The organism is Kitasatospora sp. NPDC059795 (genome assembly GCF_042732175.1).
In the GTDB taxonomy this organism is placed as follows: Bacteria; Actinomycetota; Actinomycetes; order Streptomycetales; family Streptomycetaceae; genus Kitasatospora.
The window spans coordinates 59,322-79,883 of the sequence record NZ_JBHWID010000023.1 but is presented as its reverse complement, the minus strand read 5'-3'; the positions used below and the strand labels follow the sequence as shown (position 1 = coordinate 79,883).

Here is a 20,562-nt window from a genome sequence, read left to right as displayed (position 1 = left end):
GGGGTACCTCCACGCCCTAGCGGGCCGGGAGGTACCCCCACGCGCCCCTGATTTCGCTCCTGCTACTGCTCCAGCTGCTCCCGGTCGGAGCTGAGCGCCTCGAAGTCCAGGTACTCCTGCTCCGCCGAGTCCCGCCCGCGCTGCTTCTCGCGGCGGCGGTCGACCGCCGGTCGCTGGGTCTCGAAGCGGTGGTCCTCGCCGCGGCGGCCGAGCATCTCCGCGCCGGCGGCCATGGTCGGCTCCCAGTCGAAGACGACCGCGTTCTCCTCGGGCCCGATGACGACGGTGTCGCCCTCCTTCGCGCCGACCTTCCAGAGCTCCTGCTCGATGCCGAGGCGGGCGAGGCGATCGGCGAGGTAGCCGACGGCCTCGTCGTTGGCGAAGTCGGTCTGGCGGACCCAGCGTTCGGGCTTGGTGCCGCGGATGTGGTACGCGCCGTCCACTTCCTCGATGGTGAAGCCGGCGTCGTCCACGGCGGTCGGCCGGATGACGATGCGGGTGTTCTCCTGGACCGGCTTGGCGGCGCGGGCCTCGGAGACGATCTCGGCGAGGGCGAAGGAGAGTTCGCGCAGGCCCTTGTGGGCGATCGCGGAGACCTCGAAGACCCGGTAGCCGCGCTCCTCGAGCGAGGCGCGGGTGAGGTCCGCGATGTCCTGGCCGTCCGGGACGTCGATCTTGTTGAGGGCGACCAGTCGCGGCCGGTCCTCCAGACCGCCGTACTGGGCGAGTTCGGCCTCGATGGTTTCGAGGTCGGTGAGCGGGTCGCGGCCGGGTTCGAGGGTGGCGCAGTCGAGGACGTGGACGAGCACCTCGCAGCGCTCGACGTGCCGCAGGAACTCCAGGCCGAGGCCCTTGCCCTGGCTGGCGCCGGGGATCAGGCCGGGCACGTCGGCGATCGTGTAGACGGTCGAACCGGCGGTCACCACACCGAGGTTGGGGACGAGGGTGGTGAACGGGTAGTCGGCGATCTTCGGCTTGGCGGCGGAGAGCACCGAGATCAGCGAGGACTTGCCGGCGCTCGGGTAGCCGACCAGCGCGACGTCGGCGACGGACTTGAGCTCCATCACGATGTCGCGGGCCTCGCCGGGCTCGCCGAGCAGGGCGAAGCCGGGGGCCTTGCGGCGGGCGGAGGCGAGCGCGGAGTTGCCGAGGCCGCCGCGGCCGCCCTGGGCGGCGACGAAGGTGGTGCCGTGGCCGACCAGGTCGGCCAGCACGTTGCCCTTGCGGTCCATGACGACGGTGCCGTCCGGAACGGCCAGGACCAGGCCCTGGCCCTCGGCGCCGGTGCGGTGGCCGCCCGCGCCGGGCTTGCCGTTGGTGGCCTTGCGCTTGGGCGAGTGGTGGTACTCGAGCAGGGTGGTGACCTGCGAGTCCACCACCAGCGTCACCGAGCCGCCCTCGCCGCCGTTGCCCCCGTCGGGGCCGCCGAGCGGCTTGAACTTCTCGCGGTGCACGGAGGCGCAGCCGTGGCCTCCGTTACCCGCGGCGACGTGCAGTTCGACGCGGTCCACGAAGGTGGTCATGTGTGCCTCCAGTGCAACAAGGAAAAGGTGGTCCTGCTGGTAAAGCGCAAAGGGTGGGCCCGGATAGTCCCGGCCCACCCTTCACTGCGAGTCAGTACAGACTCAGGCCTCGACGGCCACGATGTTGACGACCTTGCGGCCGCGACGGTTGCCGAACTGAACGGCACCGGCGGTCAGCGCGAACAGGGTGTCGTCGCCGCCACGGCCGACGTTCGCACCCGGGTGGAAGTGGGTGCCGCGCTGGCGGACGATGATCTCGCCGGCGGAGACGACCTGACCGCCGAAGCGCTTCACGCCGAGGCGCTGGGCGTTCGAGTCACGACCGTTGCGAGTGGAACTCGCACCCTTCTTGTGTGCCATCTGGCTAGCCCCTTTCTAGGAAGACCGCAGTAAGTGTGATTACTTGCTGACCGAGTCGATGCTGGTGATGCGCACCGCGGTGTGCTTCTGGCGGTGGCCCTGACGACGGCGGTAGCCGGTCTTGTTCTTGTAGCGCAGGATGACGATCTTGTCGCCCTTGGTCTGGTCGACGACCTCGGCGTGAGCCTTCACTCCACCGAGCACCCACGGGTCGGAGGTGACGGACTCACCGTCGACGACGAGGATGGTCGAGAACTCGACCGAGTCACCCGGCTTGGCTTCGATACGGTCGATCTCCAGCACATCGCCCACGGCGACCTTGTGCTGGCGGCCGCCGGCGCGAACGATCGCGTACATGCGGTACCTACTTTCCTAACTCGGTCGGAACTCCGGATGCCAGCGGCCTGGGTATGGACACAGGCTGCCTCCCCCGGAAAAGAGCCGAAACCGGCTCCCACCCGGGAGGTGAGATGCTCAGGAGCATGGCGTCAACACGCCGATGGTCAAGAATACGGACCTGTCCATCCGAAGACAAACCGGGCCGTACGGAGGGCCGGGACCGAGGTCTCGGCCCTCCGTGGCTCACTCTGCGGCGCCGTCACCTTCGGCGGCCGCGGCCTTCTTGGCCGCCGCGCTCGTCCGCTTGGTGGCGGTCTTGCGGGCGGTGGTCTTCTTGGCGGCCGTGGCGGTGGTGGTCTTCTTCGCCGCGGCCTTCTTGGCGGTGGTGGTCTTCTTCGCCACGGTCGTCTTGGCGGCCGTCTTGCGGGCGGCACGCTTCTTCGGCGCGGGCTCCTCGGTCTCGACCGCCACGGCGACCTCGGCCTCGGGCTCCACCGCGGCCACGGCCTCGGCCGTCACCTCGGCGGCGGTCTCGGCGACCGGCTGGTCGGCGGACTGCTCCGCGGCGCTCAGCGCGGCCTCCATCGCGGCCTCGGCACGGGCCTGCAGCACCACGATCTCGGCCTCGCCGGACGCCCCGGCCGGGGCGGTGGCCTTGCGCACCGCACGACGCCGGGTACGGGCCGGGGCGGCCGACGCGGCCGGCGGGATCTCCACCAGGCTCGGCTTCTCCTCGACCACGGGCTCGACGGCCGGCTCCGCCACCGGGGCCTGCTCGACCGCGACCGGCTCGACGATCTCCTCGACCTCGGCCTCGTCCGGCGCCTCGACGACCGGCTCCAGCTCCTCGACGGCCTCCACCGGCTCGACGATCTCGATCGTCTCGACGGACTCCGCCTCGGCCTGCCCGGCCCCGCCGCGGCCCCGACGACGGCGCTTGCCGCCGCCCTCGCCCGCCGCGGGGGTGCTCGCGGCGGCGCCGCCGCCGTGGCTGTGCGGCTGGTCCATGTGGACGATCACGCCGCGGCCGTTGCAGTGCACGCAGGGCTCGGAGAAGGACTCCAGCAGGCCCTGGCCGACCCGCTTGCGGGTCATCTGGACCAGGCCCAGCGAGGTGACCTCGGCCACCTGGTGCTTGGTCCGGTCACGGCCCAGGCACTCCAGCAGGCGGCGCAGCACGAGGTCCCGGTTGGACTCCAGCACCATGTCGATGAAGTCGATCACGATGATGCCGCCGAGGTCGCGCAGCCGCAGCTGGCGGACGATCTCCTCGGCCGCCTCGATGTTGTTGCGGGTGACGGTCTCTTCGAGGTTGCCGCCCTGGCCGACGAACTTGCCGGTGTTGACGTCGACGACGACCATCGCCTCGGTCCGGTCGATCACCAGCGAGCCGCCGGAGGGCAGCCAGACCTTGCGGTCCAGCGCCTTCATCAGCTGCTCGTCGATCCGGTACGTGGCGAACACGTCGACGTCCGAGGTCCACTTCTGCAGGCGCTCGGTGAGGTCGGGGGCGACGTTGGAGACGTAGTCGTGGATGGTGCTCCAGGCGTCCGCGCCGCTGACGATGACCTTGGTGAAGTCCTCGTTGAAGATGTCGCGGACCACGCGCACCGTCATGTCGGGCTCGCCGTAGAGCAGCGCCGGGGCGTTGCCGGTGGCGGCCTTCTTCTGGATCTCCTCCCACTGCTGCTGGAGGCGCTGGACGTCGCGGGTCAGCTCCTCCTCGGAGGCGCCCTCGGCGGCGGTGCGGACGATCACGCCCGCATCGTCCGGGACGATCTTCTTGAGGATCTGCTTGAGGCGGGCCCGCTCGTTCTCCGGCAGCTTGCGGGAGATGCCGGTCATCGAGCCCTCGGGCACGTACACCAGGTAGCGGCCGGGCAGCGAGATCTGGCTGGTCAGGCGGGCGCCCTTGTGGCCGATCGGGTCCTTGGAGACCTGCACCAGCACGGACTGGCCGGACTTCAGCACCGACTCGATCCGGCGCGGGCCGCCGTGGCCGCCGAGCGCGCCGAAGTTGACCTCGCCGGCGTACAGCACGGCGTTGCGGCCCTTGCCGATGTCGACGAACGCGGCCTCCATCGACGGCAGCACGTTCTGCACCTTGCCCAGGTACACGTTGCCGACGTAGCTGGTGGCCTGCTCCTTGTTGACGTAGTGCTCGACCAGCACGCCGTCCTCGAGCACGCCGATCTGGGTGCGGGCGCCGGTCTGGCGCACCACCATGACGCGCTCGACGGACTCGCGGCGGGCCAGGAACTCGGCCTCGGTGATGATCGGCACGCGGCGGCGGCCCAGCTCGCGGCCCTCGCGGCGGCGCTGCTTCTTGGCCTCCAGGCGGGTGGAGCCCTTGATGGACTGCACCTCGTCCGGGTCGAACGCCGGCTCGGTGGAGCGGCGGCGCGGCTCACGGACCTTCACCACGGTGCGGACGCCGTCCTCGGTCGTCTCGCCCGTGTCTGCACCGCCCTCACCGCTGCGGCGGCGACGGCGACGGCGGCGGCGCGAGGAGGACAGGCCGGCGGCCAGGTCGTCGTCCTCGTCCTCGTCGTGGCCGTCCTGGGCCTCGGGCTCCTCGTGGGTGTCCTCGGCCTCGGTCTCGGCGGTCTCGGCCGGCTCGTTGCCGTCCTCGGCCTCACCGCGGCGGCGACGACGGCCGCCCCGACGGCGGCGGCGGGACGGACGGCCGTCCTCCTCCCACTCCGACTCCTGCTCGGGGCCGGCGGCGGGTGCCTCGACCTCGGCCGGGGCCTCGACCTTCACCGGCTCCGGGGCGGCCTTCACGGGCTGCTCGGCGGCCTTCGCGGCCTGGGCGGCCTTCGCGGCCTTGGCACCCCTCGCGGGCTGCTGGACGCGCACCTGGGTGCGCACCCGGCGGCGGCGGCCGACGCCGCTGTACTCGAACTCTTCGTCGTGCGCGGCCTCGTCCTGCTGCGCGGCGGCCTGAGCCTGGACCGGCTCGGCCTTGGCGGTGGGCTCGGCCTTCGCAGCCGGGGCGGCCTTCGCCGCGGGGGCGGCCTTCGCGGCGGGGGCGGTGTGGGACGCGGGCTCCTGGAACACCGGCGCCTGGAAGATCGCGGTGGAGGGGCGGACGGCCCGACGGCGGGCGCGCGGCGGCTCGGCGGCCGGCGGCTCCTCGACCACGGGCTCCTCGGCGACCGGCTCCTCGACGGCCGCAGGCTCCTCGACGGGCTCCTCGGCCACGACGGGGCTCTGGGCCGGCGCGGAGACACGCTTGCGCGCCCGACGGGCACGGGCGGGCTTCTCCTCCGCCACCGGCTCGGCGACGGGCTCGACCGGCTCCTCGACGGCCGCGGGCTCCTCGACGGGCTCCTCGGTCGCAACGGGGCTCTGGGCCGGCGCGGAGACACGCTTGCGCGCCCGACGGGCACGGGCGGGCTTCTCCTCCGCCACCGGCTCGGCAGCGGGCTCGGCCGGGGCCTCGGCGACCGGCTCGGCGGCGGGGGTGGCCTCCGGCGCACCGGCCGGGGACTCGACGCGCTTGCGGGCGCGCCGGGCCCGGGCGGGCTTCTCGGCGGCCGGCGTCTCCTCGGCGCTCGCCGGGGCGGCGACGACGGTCTCGGCGCTCTCGCTCGCGGCGCCCTGCGGGGAGCCGGCCGGGCGGGAGACCGCGCGGCGACGGCGGCGCGGCGGGGCGGCGGAGGAGCCGTCGTCGGTGTTGTCGGCCGCAGCGGACTGCGGATCGGTGTTTTCGAGCATGCGGGTGTATCTCCCGTCAGGCCCCCGGGCTCCGCATCCGGGCACGACGTGCCACCGCATTCACCAGCCGGCCGCGCTATTCGGGCGGTTCCGGCTCCAACGGTGCCGTCGTTCGGACGCGAGGCCGCACAGGGGCTCGTAGTCTCGCTCGACCCCCGCACGGCGCGGGAAGTCGAAAAGTCTTCTGGTCTGACCAGTCTTCTCAGTTTTCAAGCGGTCGGGCCGAGAGTGGCCCGGCCTGCGCGCGACGACGCTCGCTCCCCTGGGGAGCCGCGGAGGCCGGGGAGCCGCAGGTCCGGAGATGAGCTCCGTGCCTGCGCTCCCGCCCACTCGGCGGACGGCGGATGCGCGCGGCGGGGCGGCCTACCGGCCGACCTCGGCCGCGGCGCGGTCGAGCGCCAGCGGGTCGGTCACCGTGCCGGTCTGCTCGTCGAGCGGCCCCTGCGCCAGCCTGGTCACCTCTGCGGGGACCGGCGGCGCGAGGTCGGCCGTCGAACGGAGGCCGGACAATACGTCGTCGGGTCGTACGGCGGGTGTGGCGTGTCGTACTACCAGGCGCAGTATCGCACAGGGAGCGCCCGTCCGAACATCGCCCGCACCGTCGGTGAGTGTGTCGTCACCGATCCCGACCTGCGCGGTGCCCTCCGGGAGCAGCTCAAGGGCCGCGACGGCGCCGCGGGCGTCGAACGTGCGCAGGCCGTTCTTGGTCATCCGCTGCACCTCGACGGCCTCGGCGGCCAGGAACACGGCGGTGGCCCGCTCGGCCTGCTCCGGCTCCACACCGGGCAGCCGCAGCAGCCACTCGGAGGCCTCCAGCCGCTCCACGAAGTTGCTGGTGCGGGCCTCGACGGCGTCGGTGATGTCCAGGCCGGGCGGCAGCGACTCGTCGAGTTGGCGGCGCAGTGCCTCCGGGTCGCGGGTGACGGCGAGGCCGATCTCCAGGTACTCGGCCTCGCTGGCGGTACCGGTGGGGGCGGCGTTCGCGTAGGAGACCTTCGGGTGCGGGGTGAAGCCCGCGGAGTAGGCCATCGGGACGGCCGAGCGGCGGAGCGCGCGCTCGAACGCCCGCTGGAAGTCCCGGTGGCTGGTGAAGCGCAGACGGCCGCGCTTGGTGTAGCGCAGACGGATGCGCTGCAACGTCGGCGCGGGCGGCGGACCGTCGGGCGTGCGGCGTGCCAGGGAGCTCAGTCCTTCGTCAGTGTGTCCCCGTCCGGCCTCGCACCGCTTACGGCTCCGGCCGAACTCTGTCGCTCCAAGGGTACGCGGTGCCTCAGCCCAGCAGTGTCCGGCGTACCTCCCGGGCGACCCGCCGGATCTCCGCCTTGACCGGCCACCACACCTCACGGCGCACCCAGCGGCACGGACGCATCACCGTGAACCGCCAGATCCGGCCGCCCAGTCGCCAGGCCCACACGAACGCCGCCCACAGCGCGCGCAGCACCGGGAACAGCACCGGCCGCCACAGCCCGTAGTGGAAGGCCTTGCCGAGCGGCACCAGCACCCAGCGCCACACCGTCCGGGCCGGCACCGCAACCACGTACCAGGCCAGCCGGGCCACCACCGTGCCGAGCCCCGCCGCGACCGCGCGCACGCCGCGGCCGATCGGTGCCAGCACGTAGCGCCACAGCCACTCCAGCGTCGGCCGCACCACCCAACGCCACAGCCCGCACAGCGGAATGACGACCAGCCACCTCAACAGCGGCCTCAGCACGTACCGCCACAGCATCCGCAACGGCCACAGCAGTACCTTGTCGCACACCCACCCGATCCCCCGGGCGACCAGCACCAGCACCTCCCACAGCAGCCGCAACGGCACCACCACCGCCACCACCACCGGCCGCACCACGGCCGCCAAACACCCGCCGCCGCCCTGCTGTTGCTGCTGTTCCACCACTGCCGCTCCCCCGTCCGCCGATCGACCGATGGTAGACCGAGCCGATTTTCCGACCCAGCGAAAAGCCCCCGCCGCAAACGCGTGCGACGGGGGCAATGACCGCTGTGGGTACGTCAGTTGTTGACGACCGTCAGGGGGAGGAGCTTCTTGCCGGTGGGGCCGACCTGGATGTGGGTGTCCATCTGAGGGCAGACGCCGCAGTCGAAGCACGGGGTCCAGCGGCAGTCCTCGACCTCGACCTCTTCGAGGGCGTCCTGCCAGTCCTCCCAGAGCCAGTCCTTGTCGAGGCCGCTGTCCAGGTGGTCCCAGGGCAGGACTTCCTCGTAGGTGCGCTCGCGGGTGGTGTACCAGTCGACGTCGACGCCGGTGCCGGTCAGGCCCTTCTCGGCGGCCGCCATCCAGCGGTCGTACGAGAAGTGCTCGCGCCAGCCGTCGAAGCGGCCGCCGCCCTCGTAGACGGCGCGGATGACGGCGCCGAGGCGGCGGTCGCCGCGGGAGAGCAGGCCCTCGACGATGCCGGGCTTGCCGTCGTGGTAGCGGAAGCCGATGTTCTTGCCGAACTTGCGGTCGCCGCGGATCGAGTCGCGGAGCTTGGTGAGCCGCTCGTCGGTGGCCTCGGCGGACAGCTGCGGCGCCCACTGGAAGGGGGTGTGCGGCTTGGGGACGAAACCGCCGATGGAGACGGTGCAGCGGATGTCGTTGGTGCCGGTGACCTCGCGGCCCTTGGCGATGACGTTCTTCGCCATCTCGCCGATCTGCAGGACGTCCTCGTCGGTCTCCGTCGGGAGGCCGCACATGAAGTACAGCTTCACCTGGCGCCAGCCGTTGCCGTACGCGGTGGCCACCGTGTTGATGAGGTCCTCCTCGGACACCATCTTGTTGATGACCTTGCGGATCCGCTCGGAGCCGCCTTCGGGGGCGAAGGTGAGGCCGGAGCGGCGGCCGTTGCGGGAGAGCTCGTTGGCGAGGTCGATGTTGAAGGCGTCGACCCGGGTGGAGGGCAGCGAGAGGCCGATCTTGTCCTCGGCGTACCGGTCGGCGAGGCCCTTGGTGACGTCGGCGATCTCGGAGTGGTCGGCGGAGGAGAGCGAGAGCAGGCCGACCTCCTCGAAGCCGGTGGCCTTCAGGCCGCGCTCGACCATCTCGCCGATGCCGGTGATGCTTCGCTCCCGCACGGGGCGCGTGATCATGCCGGCCTGGCAGAAACGGCAGCCGCGGGTGCAGCCGCGGAAGATCTCCACGGACATCCGCTCGTGCACGGTCTCGGCGAGCGGGACGAGGGGTTGCTTGGGGTAGGGCCACTCGTCGAGGTCCATGACGGTGTGCTTGGAGACCCGCCACGGCACGCCGGGGCGGTTGGGGACGACGCGGCCGATCCGGCCGTCCGGCAGGTACTCGACGTCGTAGAACCGCGGGATGTACACGCCGCCGGTCTTGGCGAGGCGCAGCAGCAGTTCGTCGCGGCCGCCGGGGCGGCCCTCGGCCTTCCAGGCGCGGACGATGTCGGTGATGTCGAGGACGGCCTGCTCGCCGTCGCCGATGACGGCGGCATCGATGAAGTCGGCGATCGGCTCGGGGTTGAACGCGGCGTGGCCGCCGGCCAGCACGACCGGGTCGTCCATGGTGCGGTCGGCGGCGTTCAGCGGGATGCCGGCCAGGTCGAGCGCGGTCAGCATGTTCGTGTAGCCGAGCTCGGTGGAGAACGACAGGCCGAACACGTCGAACGCCTTGATCGGGCGGTGCGCGTCGACCGTGAACTGCGGGACGCCGCGCTCGCGCATCAGGGCCTCGAGGTCGGGCCAGACGCTGTAGCTGCGCTCGGCGAGGACGCCCTCGCGCTCGTTCAGCACCTCGTAGAGGATCATGGTGCCCTGGTTGGGCAGGCCGACCTCGTAGGCGTCGGGGTACATCAGCGCCCAGCGGACGTCGCAGGCGTCCCAGTCCTTGACGGTCGAGTTGAGCTCGCCACCGACGTACTGGATCGGCTTCTGGACGTGCGGGAGGAGGGCCTCCAGGCGTGGGAAGACCGATTCGACAGTCATGCGCAAGGACCTTTACGGCAGAAAAAGCAGTGACCCTTCAGGGTAGCCGAGCCCCGAGGGTCACTGTTTCCACGTCCGCAAGGGCCGGACGGGTCAGATCGCTATCGGCCGCTGCGAACGGACCGACTGCAGCAGCCCGATCGCGATCCACACCGCGAACATCGACGAGCCGCCGTAGGAGACGAACGGCAGCGGGATGCCCGCGACCGGCATGATGCCGAGGTTCATGCCGATGTTCTCGAAGGCCTGGAAGGCGAACCAGGTGACCACGCCGGCCGCCAGGATCGTGCCGAACAGGTCGGTGGCCTGGCGCGCTATCCGGCAGGCCCGCCACAGGATGACGCCGAGCAGACCGATCATCACCAGGGCCCCGACGAATCCGAGTTCCTCGCCGGCCACGCTGAACACGAAGTCGGTCTGCTGCTCGGGCACGAACTGGCCGGTGGTCTGGGTGCCGTGGAACAGGCCCATGCCGGTCAGGCCGCCGGAGCCGATGGCGATCCGGGCCTGGGCGGTGTTGTAGCCGACGCCGGACGGGTCGAGCGCCGGGTTGGCGAAGGCCGCGAAGCGATCGATCTGGTACTGGTCGAGGATGCCGAGCTTCCACACCGCGAGCGCACCGGCGGTGCCGCCGGCCAGCAGGCCGAACGTCCAGCGGTTGGCGGCGCCGGAGGCCATCAGCACGCCGAGGGTGGTGACGGCCATCACCATCACCGAGCCGAGGTCGGGCATCAGCATGACCACGGCCATCGGGAAGGCGGCGACGGCCAGCCCCTGCAGCACGCTGCGGGTGGGCGGGAACTCGCGCTCGCCGGCGTCGACCCGGGCGGACAGCACCACGGCCATCCCCAGCACGATCGCCAGTTTGGCGAACTCGGCGGGCTGGACGGAGAATCCGCCACCGAGCTGGATCCAGGAGTGCGCGCCGTTGATGGTCGAGCCGAGCGGGCTGAGCACCGCGAACAGCATCAGGATCACGGCCACGTAGACGAACGGCACCGCGGTGCGCAGCCGCCGGGTGCCCAGCGCGATCACCGCGACGCACAGGCCGACGCCGATCACCAGGTTGGTGAGGTGCCGGTACAGGAAGTACTGCGGGTCGCCGTGGGTCAGCGAGTCTCGGCCGCGGGTCGCGGACCAGACCAGCAGCGAGCCCATCAGGGAGAGCGCCAGCGCCGCCAGGATCATGATCCAGTCGAGTCTGCGCAGCGGGGAGTCCTTGGCCAGCGCCCGCGACAGCGAGGAGCGTCGCGGGGCGAGCCGGACGGTGCGGTACGAACCGTAGGAGCTCATGCCCGGCCCCTTCCGTAGCCACCGGTCCGATGGGGTTCCAGCGCGGCCGACGCCACCGCGGTGGCGGGGTCGGCCTGGGCGGGGCGGGCCGGGTCCAGGAAGGTCCGGTCGCCCTCGTAGGTGTACGCGGCCTGGATGATCGCGGTGCCGTCCGGGTTGAACTTGGGCAGTTCGGCCTGCGGCTTCGGCAGCAGCGCCTTGCCGTTGTCGATGGCGCCCTTGTCGTCGACGCCGTACAGCGCCTGGTAGATCCGGCGCACGGAGTCGCCGGAGCCGCCGGAGCCGGTGCCGCCCTGGCTTATCGTCATGACCACCGCGTAGTCCTTGCTGTAGGTCGTCAGCCAGGAGGTGGTCTGCTTGCCGGCGACCTCGGCGGTGCCGGTCTTGGCGTGCAGTTCGATCTTGCCCTGCGGCCAGCCGGCGCCGGTGAACTTCCAGGCGGCGGTGCCGCTGGTGATGACACCCGCGGTGGCCTGGTCGATGTATTCGAGCAGCTGCCCCTGGGCGGGGATCTTGCCGTCCTCGTGCGGGGCGATGTCCCGCACCAGGGTGCCGTCGGGGCTGACGACGGCCTTGCCGATGCTGGGCCGGTACAGGGTTCCGCCGTTGGCGAGCGCCGAGTAGATCCGGGCCATCTGCAGCGGGGTGACCAGGGTGTCGCCCTGGCCGATGGCGAAGTTGACCATGTCACCGGCGCGCATCTGGTTGCCGTCGGCGCAGTTCTCGCGGGCGATCTCGTCGGCGTACTCGTGGCCGCCCTTGGCCGCCTGGTCGCACCAGGACTGCTTCATCGCGTCGTAGTACGACTGCTTCCACTGCCGGTCGGGGACCCGGCCGGCGACCTCGCCCGGCAGGTCGATGCCGGTCTTGGCGCCGAGGCCGAACTCGTGGGCGGTCTTGAAGAACCAGTCCGGGGCGTCCTTCTTGGGCTTGAGGCCGCCGTCCTTCATCCACTGGTCGTAGGCGAGGCCGTAGAACACGGTGTCGCAGGAGACTTCGAGCGCCTTCTCCAGGGAGATGTCGCCGAACTGCTCGGACTCGAAGTTCTTGAACTCGCGGCCGCCGATGGTCAGCGACTTCGGGCACGGGTAGTGCCCGTTGAGGTCGTACCCGGCCTGCACGGCGGCGGTGGTGGAGATCACCTTGAACGTCGAGCCGGGCGCGGACTGACCCTGTATGGCCCGGTTGATCAGCGGGTAGTTGGAGTCCTTGCTGTTCAGCGCCTCGTAGTCCTTGGCGGAGATGCCGCCGACCCACAGGTTGGGGTCGTAGGTGGGGGCGCTGGCCATCGCGACGATCCGGCCGGTGTGGACGTCCATCACGACGGCCGCGCCGGAGTCGGCGACGTAGTTCTTGTTGGTCTCCTTGTCGAACTGGGTGCGCGCCTCGACCATCGCCTGGTTGAGCTGGTCCTCGACGACCTTCTGCACCCGGGCGTCGATCGAGGTGACCAGGTTGTTGCCGGACTGGGCGGGGGTGGTGCCGGCGCTGCCGATCACCCGGCCGAGGTTGTCGACCTCCAGCCGGTCGACGCCGGTGGTGCCGCGCAGGTCGTCGTCGTAGACCGACTCCAGGCCGGCCCGGCCGATCTGGTCGGACGGCAGGCGGCGTTCACGGCCGGACTTGTCGGCGGTCTTGGTGACCTCGTCGTCGGTGACGGGCGACAGGTAGCCGAGGATCTGGGCGGCGCTGGCGCCCTCGGCGCCGGTGTAGCGGCGCAGCGCGGTGGGCTGGGCGGTGACGCCGGGGAAGTCCTCGCGGCGCTCCATTATCTGCATCGCCTGCTGGGTGGTGGCCTGCTGGGTGACCGGGATCGGCTGGTACGGGGAGCCGTTCCAGCACGGCTGCGGGGTCTTCGCGTCGCACAGCCGGACCTTGTTCCTGACGTCGTCGGCGGGCACGCCGAGGACGTCGGCGAGCCGGCCCAGCACGGCCTTGCCGTGGTCCTTCTGCTGCATCAGCGCGGTGCGGGACACCGACACCACCAGCTTGGTCTCGTTGCCGGCCAGGATCCGCCCGGCGGCGTCCAGGATCTCGCCGCGGACGGCGGGCTCCACCACCTCGCGGATGTGGTTGCCCTGGGCCTTGGCGGTGAACTCCTTGCCGTTGCGGATCTGCAGGTACCACAGCCGGCCGCCGAGGGTGGCCAGCAGCGACAGCACCAGGATCTGCAGCACCACCAGCCGGATCGTCACCCGTCGGGTGCGGCCGGTCTCGGGAATGTTCGTCACGTGCGCGGACTCCGTCCCGGCTCAGGGGCGCTTGGCGAGGCCGAGCGCTCGCTTCTTCTTGTAGGAGGGGGTGGGCGAGGTCTCGCGGGTGGTCCGGTAGCGGGACAGCGCGCCGAGGCCGGAGCCGCCGTCCGCTCCGCGCAGCGTCTCGTTGACCACCCGGTCGCCGTCGAGCCGGCGGGCCAGCAGCATCACCAGGGGCACCGTGAACGGGGCCAGCAGGACGTCGTACAGCAGGGCGCTGACCACGAGGCCGGTCAGGCCGACGTGCCGGGCCGCGGTGTCGCCGACCAGGGCGCCGATGGTGGCGTACAGCAGGGTGGAGACCACTGCGGCGACCGCCACCACACCGATCGCGCTGAGCGCGGAACGCTGCCGGCCGGCCTCCGGGCGGAGCAGCCCGGCGCCGTAGCCGACCAGGCAGAGCACCAGCGCGTACCGGCCGACCGCGTGGTCGGACGGCGGGGCCAGATCGGCCAGCAGGCCGGCGGCGAAGCCCGTCAGGCAGCCGCCGGCGGAGCCGTACACCAGGCCCAGGCCGACCACCACCAGCATCAGCAGGTCCGGGGTGGCGCCGGGCAGTTGGAGCCGGCCGAGGATGCTGACCTGGATCACCAGGGCGAGCACCAGCAGGACGGCGGACAGCAGGATCCGAGACGGACGAAACATCAGTTCCCCCCGGTGGTGGGCGGTGTGGCGGCGATCGGCGCCTGCGGGTTGCCCGCGGCGCCGGAGGAGGCGGCGGGGACGGGCGGCAGCACCGCGTCCCGCGGGTCGGTGCGCGGCGGCACGACCACCACGCCGACCAGGTCGAGGCGGGTGAACTGCACGTACGGCTCGACCAGGATGGTCTTGGTGAGCTGGCCCGGGGTGGCCTGCACCTCCTTGACGGTGCCGACCGGTACGCCGGGGACGAACGGGCGTCCGCTCTGCGAGCCGAAGGTGACCAGCCGGTCGCCGGCCTTCACCTGGGCGCGGCCGTTCAGCAGCTCGATCTTCATCGGCGAGGCACCCTGACCGGCCGCGAAGCCGATCTCGTTGTTGCCCTCCAGCCGGACGCCGGCGGTGAAGCCGGGGTCGGAGGCCAGCAGCACGGTGGCGGTGGTCGGGGCCACGGTGGTGATCCGGCCGACCAGGCCCTGGCCGTCGATGACGGTCATGTCGCGGGTCAGGCCGTCGTCGCTGCCGGCGTCGATGGTGATGGTCCAGGAGAAGCCCTGGGCGGCGCCGATCGCGATCACCTGCGCGGCCTTGACGGTGTAGCCGCCGGTGCCGGCGGTGCGGAGCATGTCGTCCAGCTGCTTGGTGCGGCCGGCCGCGGCGTCCGAGGAGGCCAGCTTCTGGCGCAGATCGGTGTTCTCCCGGGTGATCTGGTCCAGGCGCTGCTGGTGCGTGCCCGCGTCGCGGATCGCCCGGATGTATCCGGCGACCGGGTCGACGGCGCCGGCCGCGGCCCTCTCCACCGGGCCGAGCACGGAAGCCGCCGCCCGGCGCGGAGCGCCGAGCGGCGAGTCCTGGCCGCCCTTGATGTCGACGGTGATCAGGGCGAATGCGAGCGCGACCAGTAGGACCAGCAGTAGTCGACTCTGTCGGGTGTCCCTCACGGTGCTGCTGCCGCCCCTTCGTGCCGGTTGTCCGTCTGCCGGTCCATCAGCTCTGTCCGTTGTTCAGTTGGAAAGTTGTCTAGCGACGCGGCTGCGCGTCGAGTACCTGCTGCAGTGCCTCGAACTCCTCGACGCACTTGCCCGCCCCCAGGGCCACCGAGTCGAGCGGGTTCTCGGCGATGTGCACCGGCATGCCGGTCTCCCGGCGCAGCCGCTCGTCCAGGCCGCGCAGCAGGGCGCCGCCGCCGGTGAGCACGATGCCGCGGTCCATCACGTCGCCGGCGAGCTCCGGCGGGCACTGGTCGAGGGTGGTCTTCACGGCGTCGATGATCGAGTTCACCGGCTCGTCGATGGCCTCGCGGACCTCGGCGGCGGAGATCACCACGGTCTTCGGCAGGCCGGAGACCAGGTCGCGGCCGCGGATCTCGGCGTGCTCGTCCTTCTCGCCGTCCAGGCCGAACGCGGAGCCGATCGACATCTTGATCTGCTCGGCGCTGCGCTCGCCCAGCAGCAGGCTGTACTCCTTCTTGATGTGCTGGACGATCGCGTTGTCCAGCTCGTCGCCGGCCACCCGCAGCGACTGGGCGGTGACGATGCCGCCGAGCGAGATCACCGCGACCTCGGTGGTGCCGCCGCCGATGTCGACGACCATGTTGCCGGTCGGCTCGTGCACCGGCAGGCCGGCGCCGATCGCGGCGGCCATCGGCTCCTCGATGATGTGCACCTGGCGGGCGCCGGCCAGCATGCTGGCCTCCACCACGGCGCGGCGCTCGACGCCGGTGATGCCGGACGGCACGCAGACCACGACCCGGGGGCGGGCCAGGTAGCGGCGGCGGTGGATCTTCAGGATGAAGTACCGCAGCATCCGCTCGGTGATCTCGAAGTCGGCGATCACGCCGTCCTTCAGCGGGCGGATCGCCACGATGTTGCCGGGGGTGCGGCCGATCATCTGCTTGGCCTCGGCGCCCACCGCGAGGATTCCGCCGGTATTGGTGTTCACCGCGACCACCGACGGCTCGTTCAGCACGATGCCCTTGCCCCGGACGTACACCAGTGTGTTCGCGGTGCCGAGGTCGATCGCCAGGTCCCGGCCGAGAAACGACAGGTTGTTCGCCATGGGATGTCGAGTGCCTTCCCTAATGTGGATCAAGGGCGGGGGGAGAGAGTCGGCCGCGCGGGCCCGCAGCGGGGCTGACGGCGGCTGAGCAGCCGTTCCGAGCCCATGAGTTGGGGTCCATCGTAATCACGCCGGACATGACGAGCGGCGGGCACGGCGTGCCGCCCATTCTCCGGGGACGTATCGGCTTCTCCTGGCATTGGGACGCCGTGTCGGAGAGTAGGGTTCCGTGATTTGAGGATTAACGCCCAGTTGGGCGAAGTGCCCCTGCCGAGGCAGGGGCACCGGGCCGTGCAGGACCCCTACCGGGTCCTCGCAGGCCGTTCTCAGACGTGTGCCGGGAAGAAGATCTTGATCTCGCGCTCGGCCGACTCGGGCGAGTCCGAGGCGTGGATCAGGTTCTCGCGGGTGATCGTCGCGTAGTCGCCGCGGATGGTGCCCGCACCCGCCTGCAGCGGGTCGGTGGCACCGGCCAGCGCGCGGATGCCCGGGATCACGTTCTCGCCCTCGACGATCAGCGCGATCGACGGGCCGGAGGTCATGAACTCCAGCAGCGGCTCGTAGAACGGACGGCCGACGTGCTCGGCGTAGTGCTGCTCCAGGGTGCCCCGGTCGAAGGTGCGAAGCTCCATCGCAGCGAAGCGCCAGCCGGCCTTGCGCTCGATCCGGCTGATGATCTCGCCGGCCAGGCCGCGCTTCACGGCGTCGGGCTTGAGCAGGACGAGAGTGCGCTGGGACACGGGGCGGCTCCTGAGGTCGTCGGCAGTGCGGTGTGTGCACCTGACACTACCCCGGCCCGGTGGCCGTCCCGGTTCCCGGCCCGGTCAGGCGGCGGCCGCGGTCGCCGCCTCGCGCTGCGCCTTGAACTCGTCGATCTTGCGGCCGTAGTGCACCGAGCACCACCACAGGGCGCCGAACACCACGCCGAAGGCGTACATCGTCGGCAGCACCAAGCCGCTGGCCAGTACGCCGAGTTGGAGCGCCCAGCCGACCCAGACCGCGCCGGGGCGGGTGATCACGCCGCACAGCAGCACGCACAGCGCGATGGCGACGGCGCTGACCGTCCAGATGGTGCCGGTGCCGACGTCGGTCAGCTTCATCGCGACCAGGCCGGCGAACATGATCAGCAGCGCCTCGCCGATCAGGGTGGAGGAGCACAGGGTGCGCATCGGCGGCTACTTCTTCCTTCCGAACAGCAGGCGCGCCTCGCCCACCGTGATGACGGAGCCGGTGACCAGGACGCCGGCGCCGCCGAGGTCCTCCTCCTCGGCGAGGGTGACCGCGACGTCGATGGCGTCGTCCAGCCGGGGCTCGACCTGCACACGGTCCTCGCCGAACACCTCGACGGCGAGCGCGGCCAGCTCGTCGACGGGCATCGCGCGGTGGGTGGAGTTCTGCGTGATGACGACCTCGGCGAGGATCGGCTCGAAGGCCTCCAGCAGGCCCGTGACGTCCTTGTCGCCGCTGGTGCCGATCACGCCGACCAGCTTGGTGAAGCCGAACGCCTCGCCCAGCGCGGAGACCGCGGCCTGCGCGCCGTGCGGGTTGTGCGCGGCGTCCAGGATGACGGTGGGGCTGCGGCGCACCACCTCCAGGCGGCCCGGCGAGGAGACGCCGGAGAACGCCTGCCGGACCTTGTCCTCGTCCAGGTGCTCGGCGCCGGCCTGGCCGACGCCGAAGAACGCCTCGACGGCGCTCAGCGCGAGGGCCGCGTTCTGCGCCTGGTGGTCGCCGTGCAGCGGGAGGAAGAGGTCCTGGTACTCGTGGCCGCCGAGGCCGCGCAGGGTGACCAGCTGGCCGCCGACGGCGACCTCGCGGCGCAGCACGCCGAACTCCATGCCCTCGCGGGCGACCGTGGCGTCCACCTCGACGGCCCGGCGCAGGATGACCTCGGCGGCGTCCAGCTGCTGCTGGGCGACCACGGCGAGCGCGCCCGGCTTGATGACGCCGGACTTCTCGACCGCGATCTTGCCGGTGGTGTCGCCGAGCTTGTCGGTGTGGTCCAGGCCGATCGGGGTGATCACCGACACCTGGGCGTCGATCACGTTGGTGGCGTCCCAGGAGCCGCCCATGCCGACCTCGACCACCGCGACGTCCACCGGGGCGTCCGCGAAGGCCGCGTAGGCCATGCCGGTGAGCACCTCGAAGAAGGACATCGCGACCGGCTGCGCCGCGTCGACCATCTGTACGTACGGCGCGATGTCGCGGTAGGTCTCGACGAACATCTCGGGGCTGATCGGCGCCCCGTCCAGGCTGATCCGCTCGGTGACGGACTCCACGTGCGGGGAGGTGTAGCGGCCGGTGCGCAGTTCGAAGGCGCCGAGCAGCTGCTCGATCATCCGGGCGGTGGAGGTCTTGCCGTTGGTGCCGGTGATGTGGATGGACGGGTAGGAGCGCTGCGGCTGGCCGAGGATGTCCATCAGCGCCTCGATCCGGTCGAGCGAGGGCTCCAGCTTGTTCTCCGGCCAGCGGGTGGCCAGCTCGGCCTCGACGGCGCGCAGTTCGGAGTCGGTGCCGCCGGCGTCGGCGGGACGGACGGTATAGGGGTTGGGCTCGGCCTTGTCGCTCACCCCGCCAGTCTAAGGACTCCCGACGCGCGGCCCCGACGGCCACCCCGGAGCCCGCGAAACCGGGACCGAAGTCCCGGGCCGACGGGTCCGAGGACCACGGCCGGGGTGGCCGACGGCCGGTGGGCCCGATTGGTACGGACCCGCGGATCGCCCCGCTGCCGGCGGCGGGACGACGCTCCCCCCGCCTGCCCTCTTGACACCGGAATTGGTCCAGTCCACCGTGTGAGTCGCTCCCGCTCCCCGCACCGCACCCCCATCGACACTCCCCCACATGGAGATGGCATGCGTGCACCACATCGAGACCCGCGCGGCGCGCGGGCGCTGCTCGCCGGGCTGCTGTCGGCCGCGCTGGCCCTGGTCGGCATGGTGCTGACCGGCGCCGGGACGGCCACCGCCGCGAACGTGGACGTGATCCAGAACGGCGACTTCTCGTCCGCGAACCACATCGCGCCGTGGACCTGCGGCCCGACCGTCGCCCCGGTGAACAACTCCGCCACCGGCTGGGACCTGCAGGGCACTCCGGCCGGCTCCGACTACGCCAACTGCAGCCAGCAGGTCGCCGTGCTGCCCAACTCGACGTACACCCTGTCCGCGGTGGCGCAGGGTACGTACGTGTTCCTGGGCGCGACCGGCACCGGCGGCGCCGACCCGTCCACCTGGAGCTCCAACACCGGGTGGAACACGCTCACTTCGACCTTCACCACGGGCGCGTCCACCACCTCGGTGCAGGTGTGGTTCCACGGCTGGTACGGGCAGTCCGCGTACCTGGTGGACAAGGTCTCGATGGTCGGCCCGGGCACCGGCTCGCCCAGCCCGTCCGGTTCGGGCTCCGGCTCGGTGACGCCGAAGCCGTCGGACTCCGCCTCGCCGTCCCCGTCGACGTCGACCTCCTCGTCGCCGTCGCCCTCGCCCAGCAGCTCGAACAGCACCCCGCCGCCGCCCGGGCCGAAGCACCGACTGACCGGCTACTGGCAGAACTTCTACAACGGCGCGACCCCGCAGCGGATCAGTGACGTCCCGGCGGCGTACGACATCATCGCGGTGGCGTTCGCGGACGCCACCGGCACCCAGGGCGGGATCTCGTTCACCCTGGACCCGGCGCTGTCCTCGAAGCTGAACGGGTACACCGACGCGCAGTTCAAGGCCGACATCGCGGCCAAGCGGGCGGCCGGCAAGAAGGTGATCATTTCGGTCGGCGGGCAGAACGGCACGGTGTCGGTGGCGAGTTCGACCGCGGCGACCAACTTCGCCAACTCCGCGTACAGCCTGATCCAGGCTTATGGATTCGACGGGATCGACATCGACCTGGAGAACGGCGTCAACTCCACTTACATGGCACAGGCGTTGCACACTCTCGCCGCCAAGGTGGGGGCCGGGTTCGTGCTGACGATGGCTCCGCAGACCATCGACATGCAGTCCACCGGCACCGAGTACTTCAAGTTGGCGCTGGCCACCAAGGACATCCTGACCATCGTCAACATGCAGTACTACAACTCCGGCGCGATGCTCGGCTGCGACGGCGGCGTGTACTCGCAGGGCACCGAGAACTTCCTCACCGGCCTGGCCTGCATCCAGTTGCAGGGCGGCCTCGACCCGAGCCAGGTCGGCCTCGGGGTGCCCGCCTCCACCAGTGCGGCGGGCGGCGGCTACACCAGCCCGGCGACCGTGAACGCGGCGCTGGACTGCCTCGCCGCCGGCACCAACTGCGGCTCCTACAAGCCCGCGAAGACCTGGCCGGGGATCGGCGGCGCGATGACCTGGTCGACCAACTGGGACGCCCTCGCGGGCGGCGGCATCGCGAACACCATCGGCTCCCACCTGCACGCCATGCCGTAACGGCCGGACGGCGCCGGGCCCGGCGGGAGACAC

The 20,562-nt window shown here is 71.4% G+C and carries 16 protein-coding genes; 1 reads left to right on the top strand and 15 read right to left on the bottom strand.

Features of this window, described 5'->3' with window-relative positions; genetic code table 11:
* Positions 1-62: 62 nt before the first annotated feature.
* The 15 genes from obgE to ACFV4P_RS32345 all read right to left on the bottom strand — a co-directional run bounded on the left by obgE (position 63) and on the right by ACFV4P_RS32345 (position 18,693).
* On the bottom strand, positions 63-1,523 hold the full coding sequence (gene obgE / locus ACFV4P_RS32415) for a GTPase ObgE (protein WP_380477088.1): 1,461 nt from the start codon (positions 1,521-1,523) through the stop codon (positions 63-65).
* Between the two features lie 102 nt (positions 1,524-1,625).
* On the bottom strand, positions 1,626-1,883 hold the full coding sequence (gene rpmA, locus ACFV4P_RS32410; protein ID WP_014135732.1) for a 50S ribosomal protein L27: 258 nt from the start codon (positions 1,881-1,883) through the stop codon (positions 1,626-1,628).
* Positions 1,884-1,922: 39 nt separating this feature from the next.
* Complete coding sequence (rplU, locus tag ACFV4P_RS32405; protein ID WP_073812337.1) at positions 1,923-2,240, bottom strand: 50S ribosomal protein L21; 318 nt, start codon at positions 2,238-2,240, stop codon at positions 1,923-1,925.
* Positions 2,241-2,465: 225 nt separating this feature from the next.
* A complete protein-coding gene (locus ACFV4P_RS32400; protein WP_380477087.1) occupies positions 2,466-5,942 on the bottom strand; it encodes an Rne/Rng family ribonuclease in 3,477 nt (1,158 codons plus the stop codon).
* Between the two features lie 363 nt (positions 5,943-6,305).
* Complete coding sequence (locus ACFV4P_RS32395) at positions 6,306-7,079, bottom strand: TIGR03936 family radical SAM-associated protein (protein ID WP_380477085.1); 774 nt, start codon at positions 7,077-7,079, stop codon at positions 6,306-6,308.
* Between the two features lie 133 nt (positions 7,080-7,212).
* Complete coding sequence (locus ACFV4P_RS32390; RefSeq protein ID WP_380477084.1) at positions 7,213-7,833, bottom strand: hypothetical protein; 621 nt, start codon at positions 7,831-7,833, stop codon at positions 7,213-7,215.
* Positions 7,834-7,949: 116 nt separating this feature from the next.
* Entirely contained in the window at positions 7,950-9,878 is a 1,929-nt protein-coding gene (locus ACFV4P_RS32385; RefSeq protein ID WP_073812345.1) for a TIGR03960 family B12-binding radical SAM protein, read from the bottom strand.
* A 93-nt stretch (positions 9,879-9,971) separates the two neighbouring features.
* Entirely contained in the window at positions 9,972-11,171 is a 1,200-nt protein-coding gene (rodA, locus tag ACFV4P_RS32380) for a rod shape-determining protein RodA (protein ID WP_380477083.1), read from the bottom strand.
* The gene (gene mrdA, locus ACFV4P_RS32375; protein ID WP_380477082.1) at positions 11,168-13,402 is read right to left on the bottom strand and encodes a penicillin-binding protein 2; all 2,235 of its coding nucleotides are present in this window, start codon (positions 13,400-13,402) and stop codon (positions 11,168-11,170) included. The genes rodA and mrdA overlap by 4 nt, the downstream gene beginning before the upstream one ends.
* 21 nt (positions 13,403-13,423) lie before the next feature.
* Complete coding sequence (gene mreD / locus ACFV4P_RS32370; RefSeq protein ID WP_380477081.1) at positions 13,424-14,071, bottom strand: rod shape-determining protein MreD; 648 nt, start codon at positions 14,069-14,071, stop codon at positions 13,424-13,426.
* Positions 14,071-15,006 carry a rod shape-determining protein MreC gene (gene mreC, locus ACFV4P_RS32365; RefSeq protein WP_380477080.1) on the bottom strand — a complete coding sequence of 312 codons (936 nt, stop codon included), beginning with the start codon at positions 15,004-15,006 and terminating at the stop codon, positions 14,071-14,073. The genes mreD and mreC overlap by 1 nt, the downstream gene beginning before the upstream one ends.
* Before the next feature lie 79 nt (positions 15,007-15,085).
* Entirely contained in the window at positions 15,086-16,111 is a 1,026-nt protein-coding gene (locus tag ACFV4P_RS32360; RefSeq protein WP_073812510.1) for a rod shape-determining protein, read from the bottom strand.
* A 338-nt stretch (positions 16,112-16,449) separates the two neighbouring features.
* Positions 16,450-16,863, bottom strand: coding sequence for a nucleoside-diphosphate kinase (ndk, locus tag ACFV4P_RS32355; RefSeq protein WP_043913981.1), 414 nt, complete (start codon positions 16,861-16,863; stop codon positions 16,450-16,452).
* Positions 16,864-16,947: 84 nt separating this feature from the next.
* The gene (locus ACFV4P_RS32350; RefSeq protein ID WP_380477079.1) at positions 16,948-17,292 is read right to left on the bottom strand and encodes a DUF4233 domain-containing protein; all 345 of its coding nucleotides are present in this window, start codon (positions 17,290-17,292) and stop codon (positions 16,948-16,950) included.
* A 6-nt stretch (positions 17,293-17,298) separates the two neighbouring features.
* Positions 17,299-18,693, bottom strand: a complete 1,395-nt coding sequence (locus ACFV4P_RS32345; RefSeq protein ID WP_380477078.1) for a bifunctional folylpolyglutamate synthase/dihydrofolate synthase — start codon at positions 18,691-18,693, stop codon at positions 17,299-17,301.
* A gap of 282 nt (positions 18,694-18,975) precedes the next feature.
* Here ACFV4P_RS32345 and ACFV4P_RS32340 point away from each other — a divergent pair, with 282 nt between their 5' ends.
* Positions 18,976-20,529 (top strand): chitinase, encoded by a 1,554-nt coding sequence (locus ACFV4P_RS32340; RefSeq protein ID WP_380477077.1) that lies wholly within the window; start codon positions 18,976-18,978, stop codon positions 20,527-20,529.
* Positions 20,530-20,562: the final 33 nt, after the last annotated feature.

Bases quoted from the DNA above. Each gene is read 5' to 3' on its own strand.
- obgE (WP_380477088.1), bottom strand. From the start codon at position 1,523: ATGACCACCTTCGTGGACCGCGTCGAACTGCACGTCGCCGCGGGTAAC.
- rpmA (WP_014135732.1), bottom strand. From the start codon at position 1,883: ATGGCACACAAGAAGGGTGCGAGTTCCACTCGCAACGGTCGTGACTCG.
- rplU (WP_073812337.1), bottom strand. From the start codon at position 2,240: ATGTACGCGATCGTTCGCGCCGGCGGCCGCCAGCACAAGGTCGCCGTG.
- ACFV4P_RS32400 (WP_380477087.1), bottom strand. From the start codon at position 5,942: ATGCTCGAAAACACCGATCCGCAGTCCGCTGCGGCCGACAACACCGAC.
- ACFV4P_RS32385 (WP_073812345.1), bottom strand. From the start codon at position 9,878: ATGACTGTCGAATCGGTCTTCCCACGCCTGGAGGCCCTCCTCCCGCAC.
- rodA (WP_380477083.1), bottom strand. From the start codon at position 11,171: ATGAGCTCCTACGGTTCGTACCGCACCGTCCGGCTCGCCCCGCGACGC.
- mreD (WP_380477081.1), bottom strand. From the start codon at position 14,071: ATGTTTCGTCCGTCTCGGATCCTGCTGTCCGCCGTCCTGCTGGTGCTC.
- ACFV4P_RS32350 (WP_380477079.1), bottom strand. From the start codon at position 17,292: ATGCGCACCCTGTGCTCCTCCACCCTGATCGGCGAGGCGCTGCTGATC.
- ACFV4P_RS32340 (WP_380477077.1), top strand. From the start codon at position 18,976: ATGCGTGCACCACATCGAGACCCGCGCGGCGCGCGGGCGCTGCTCGCC.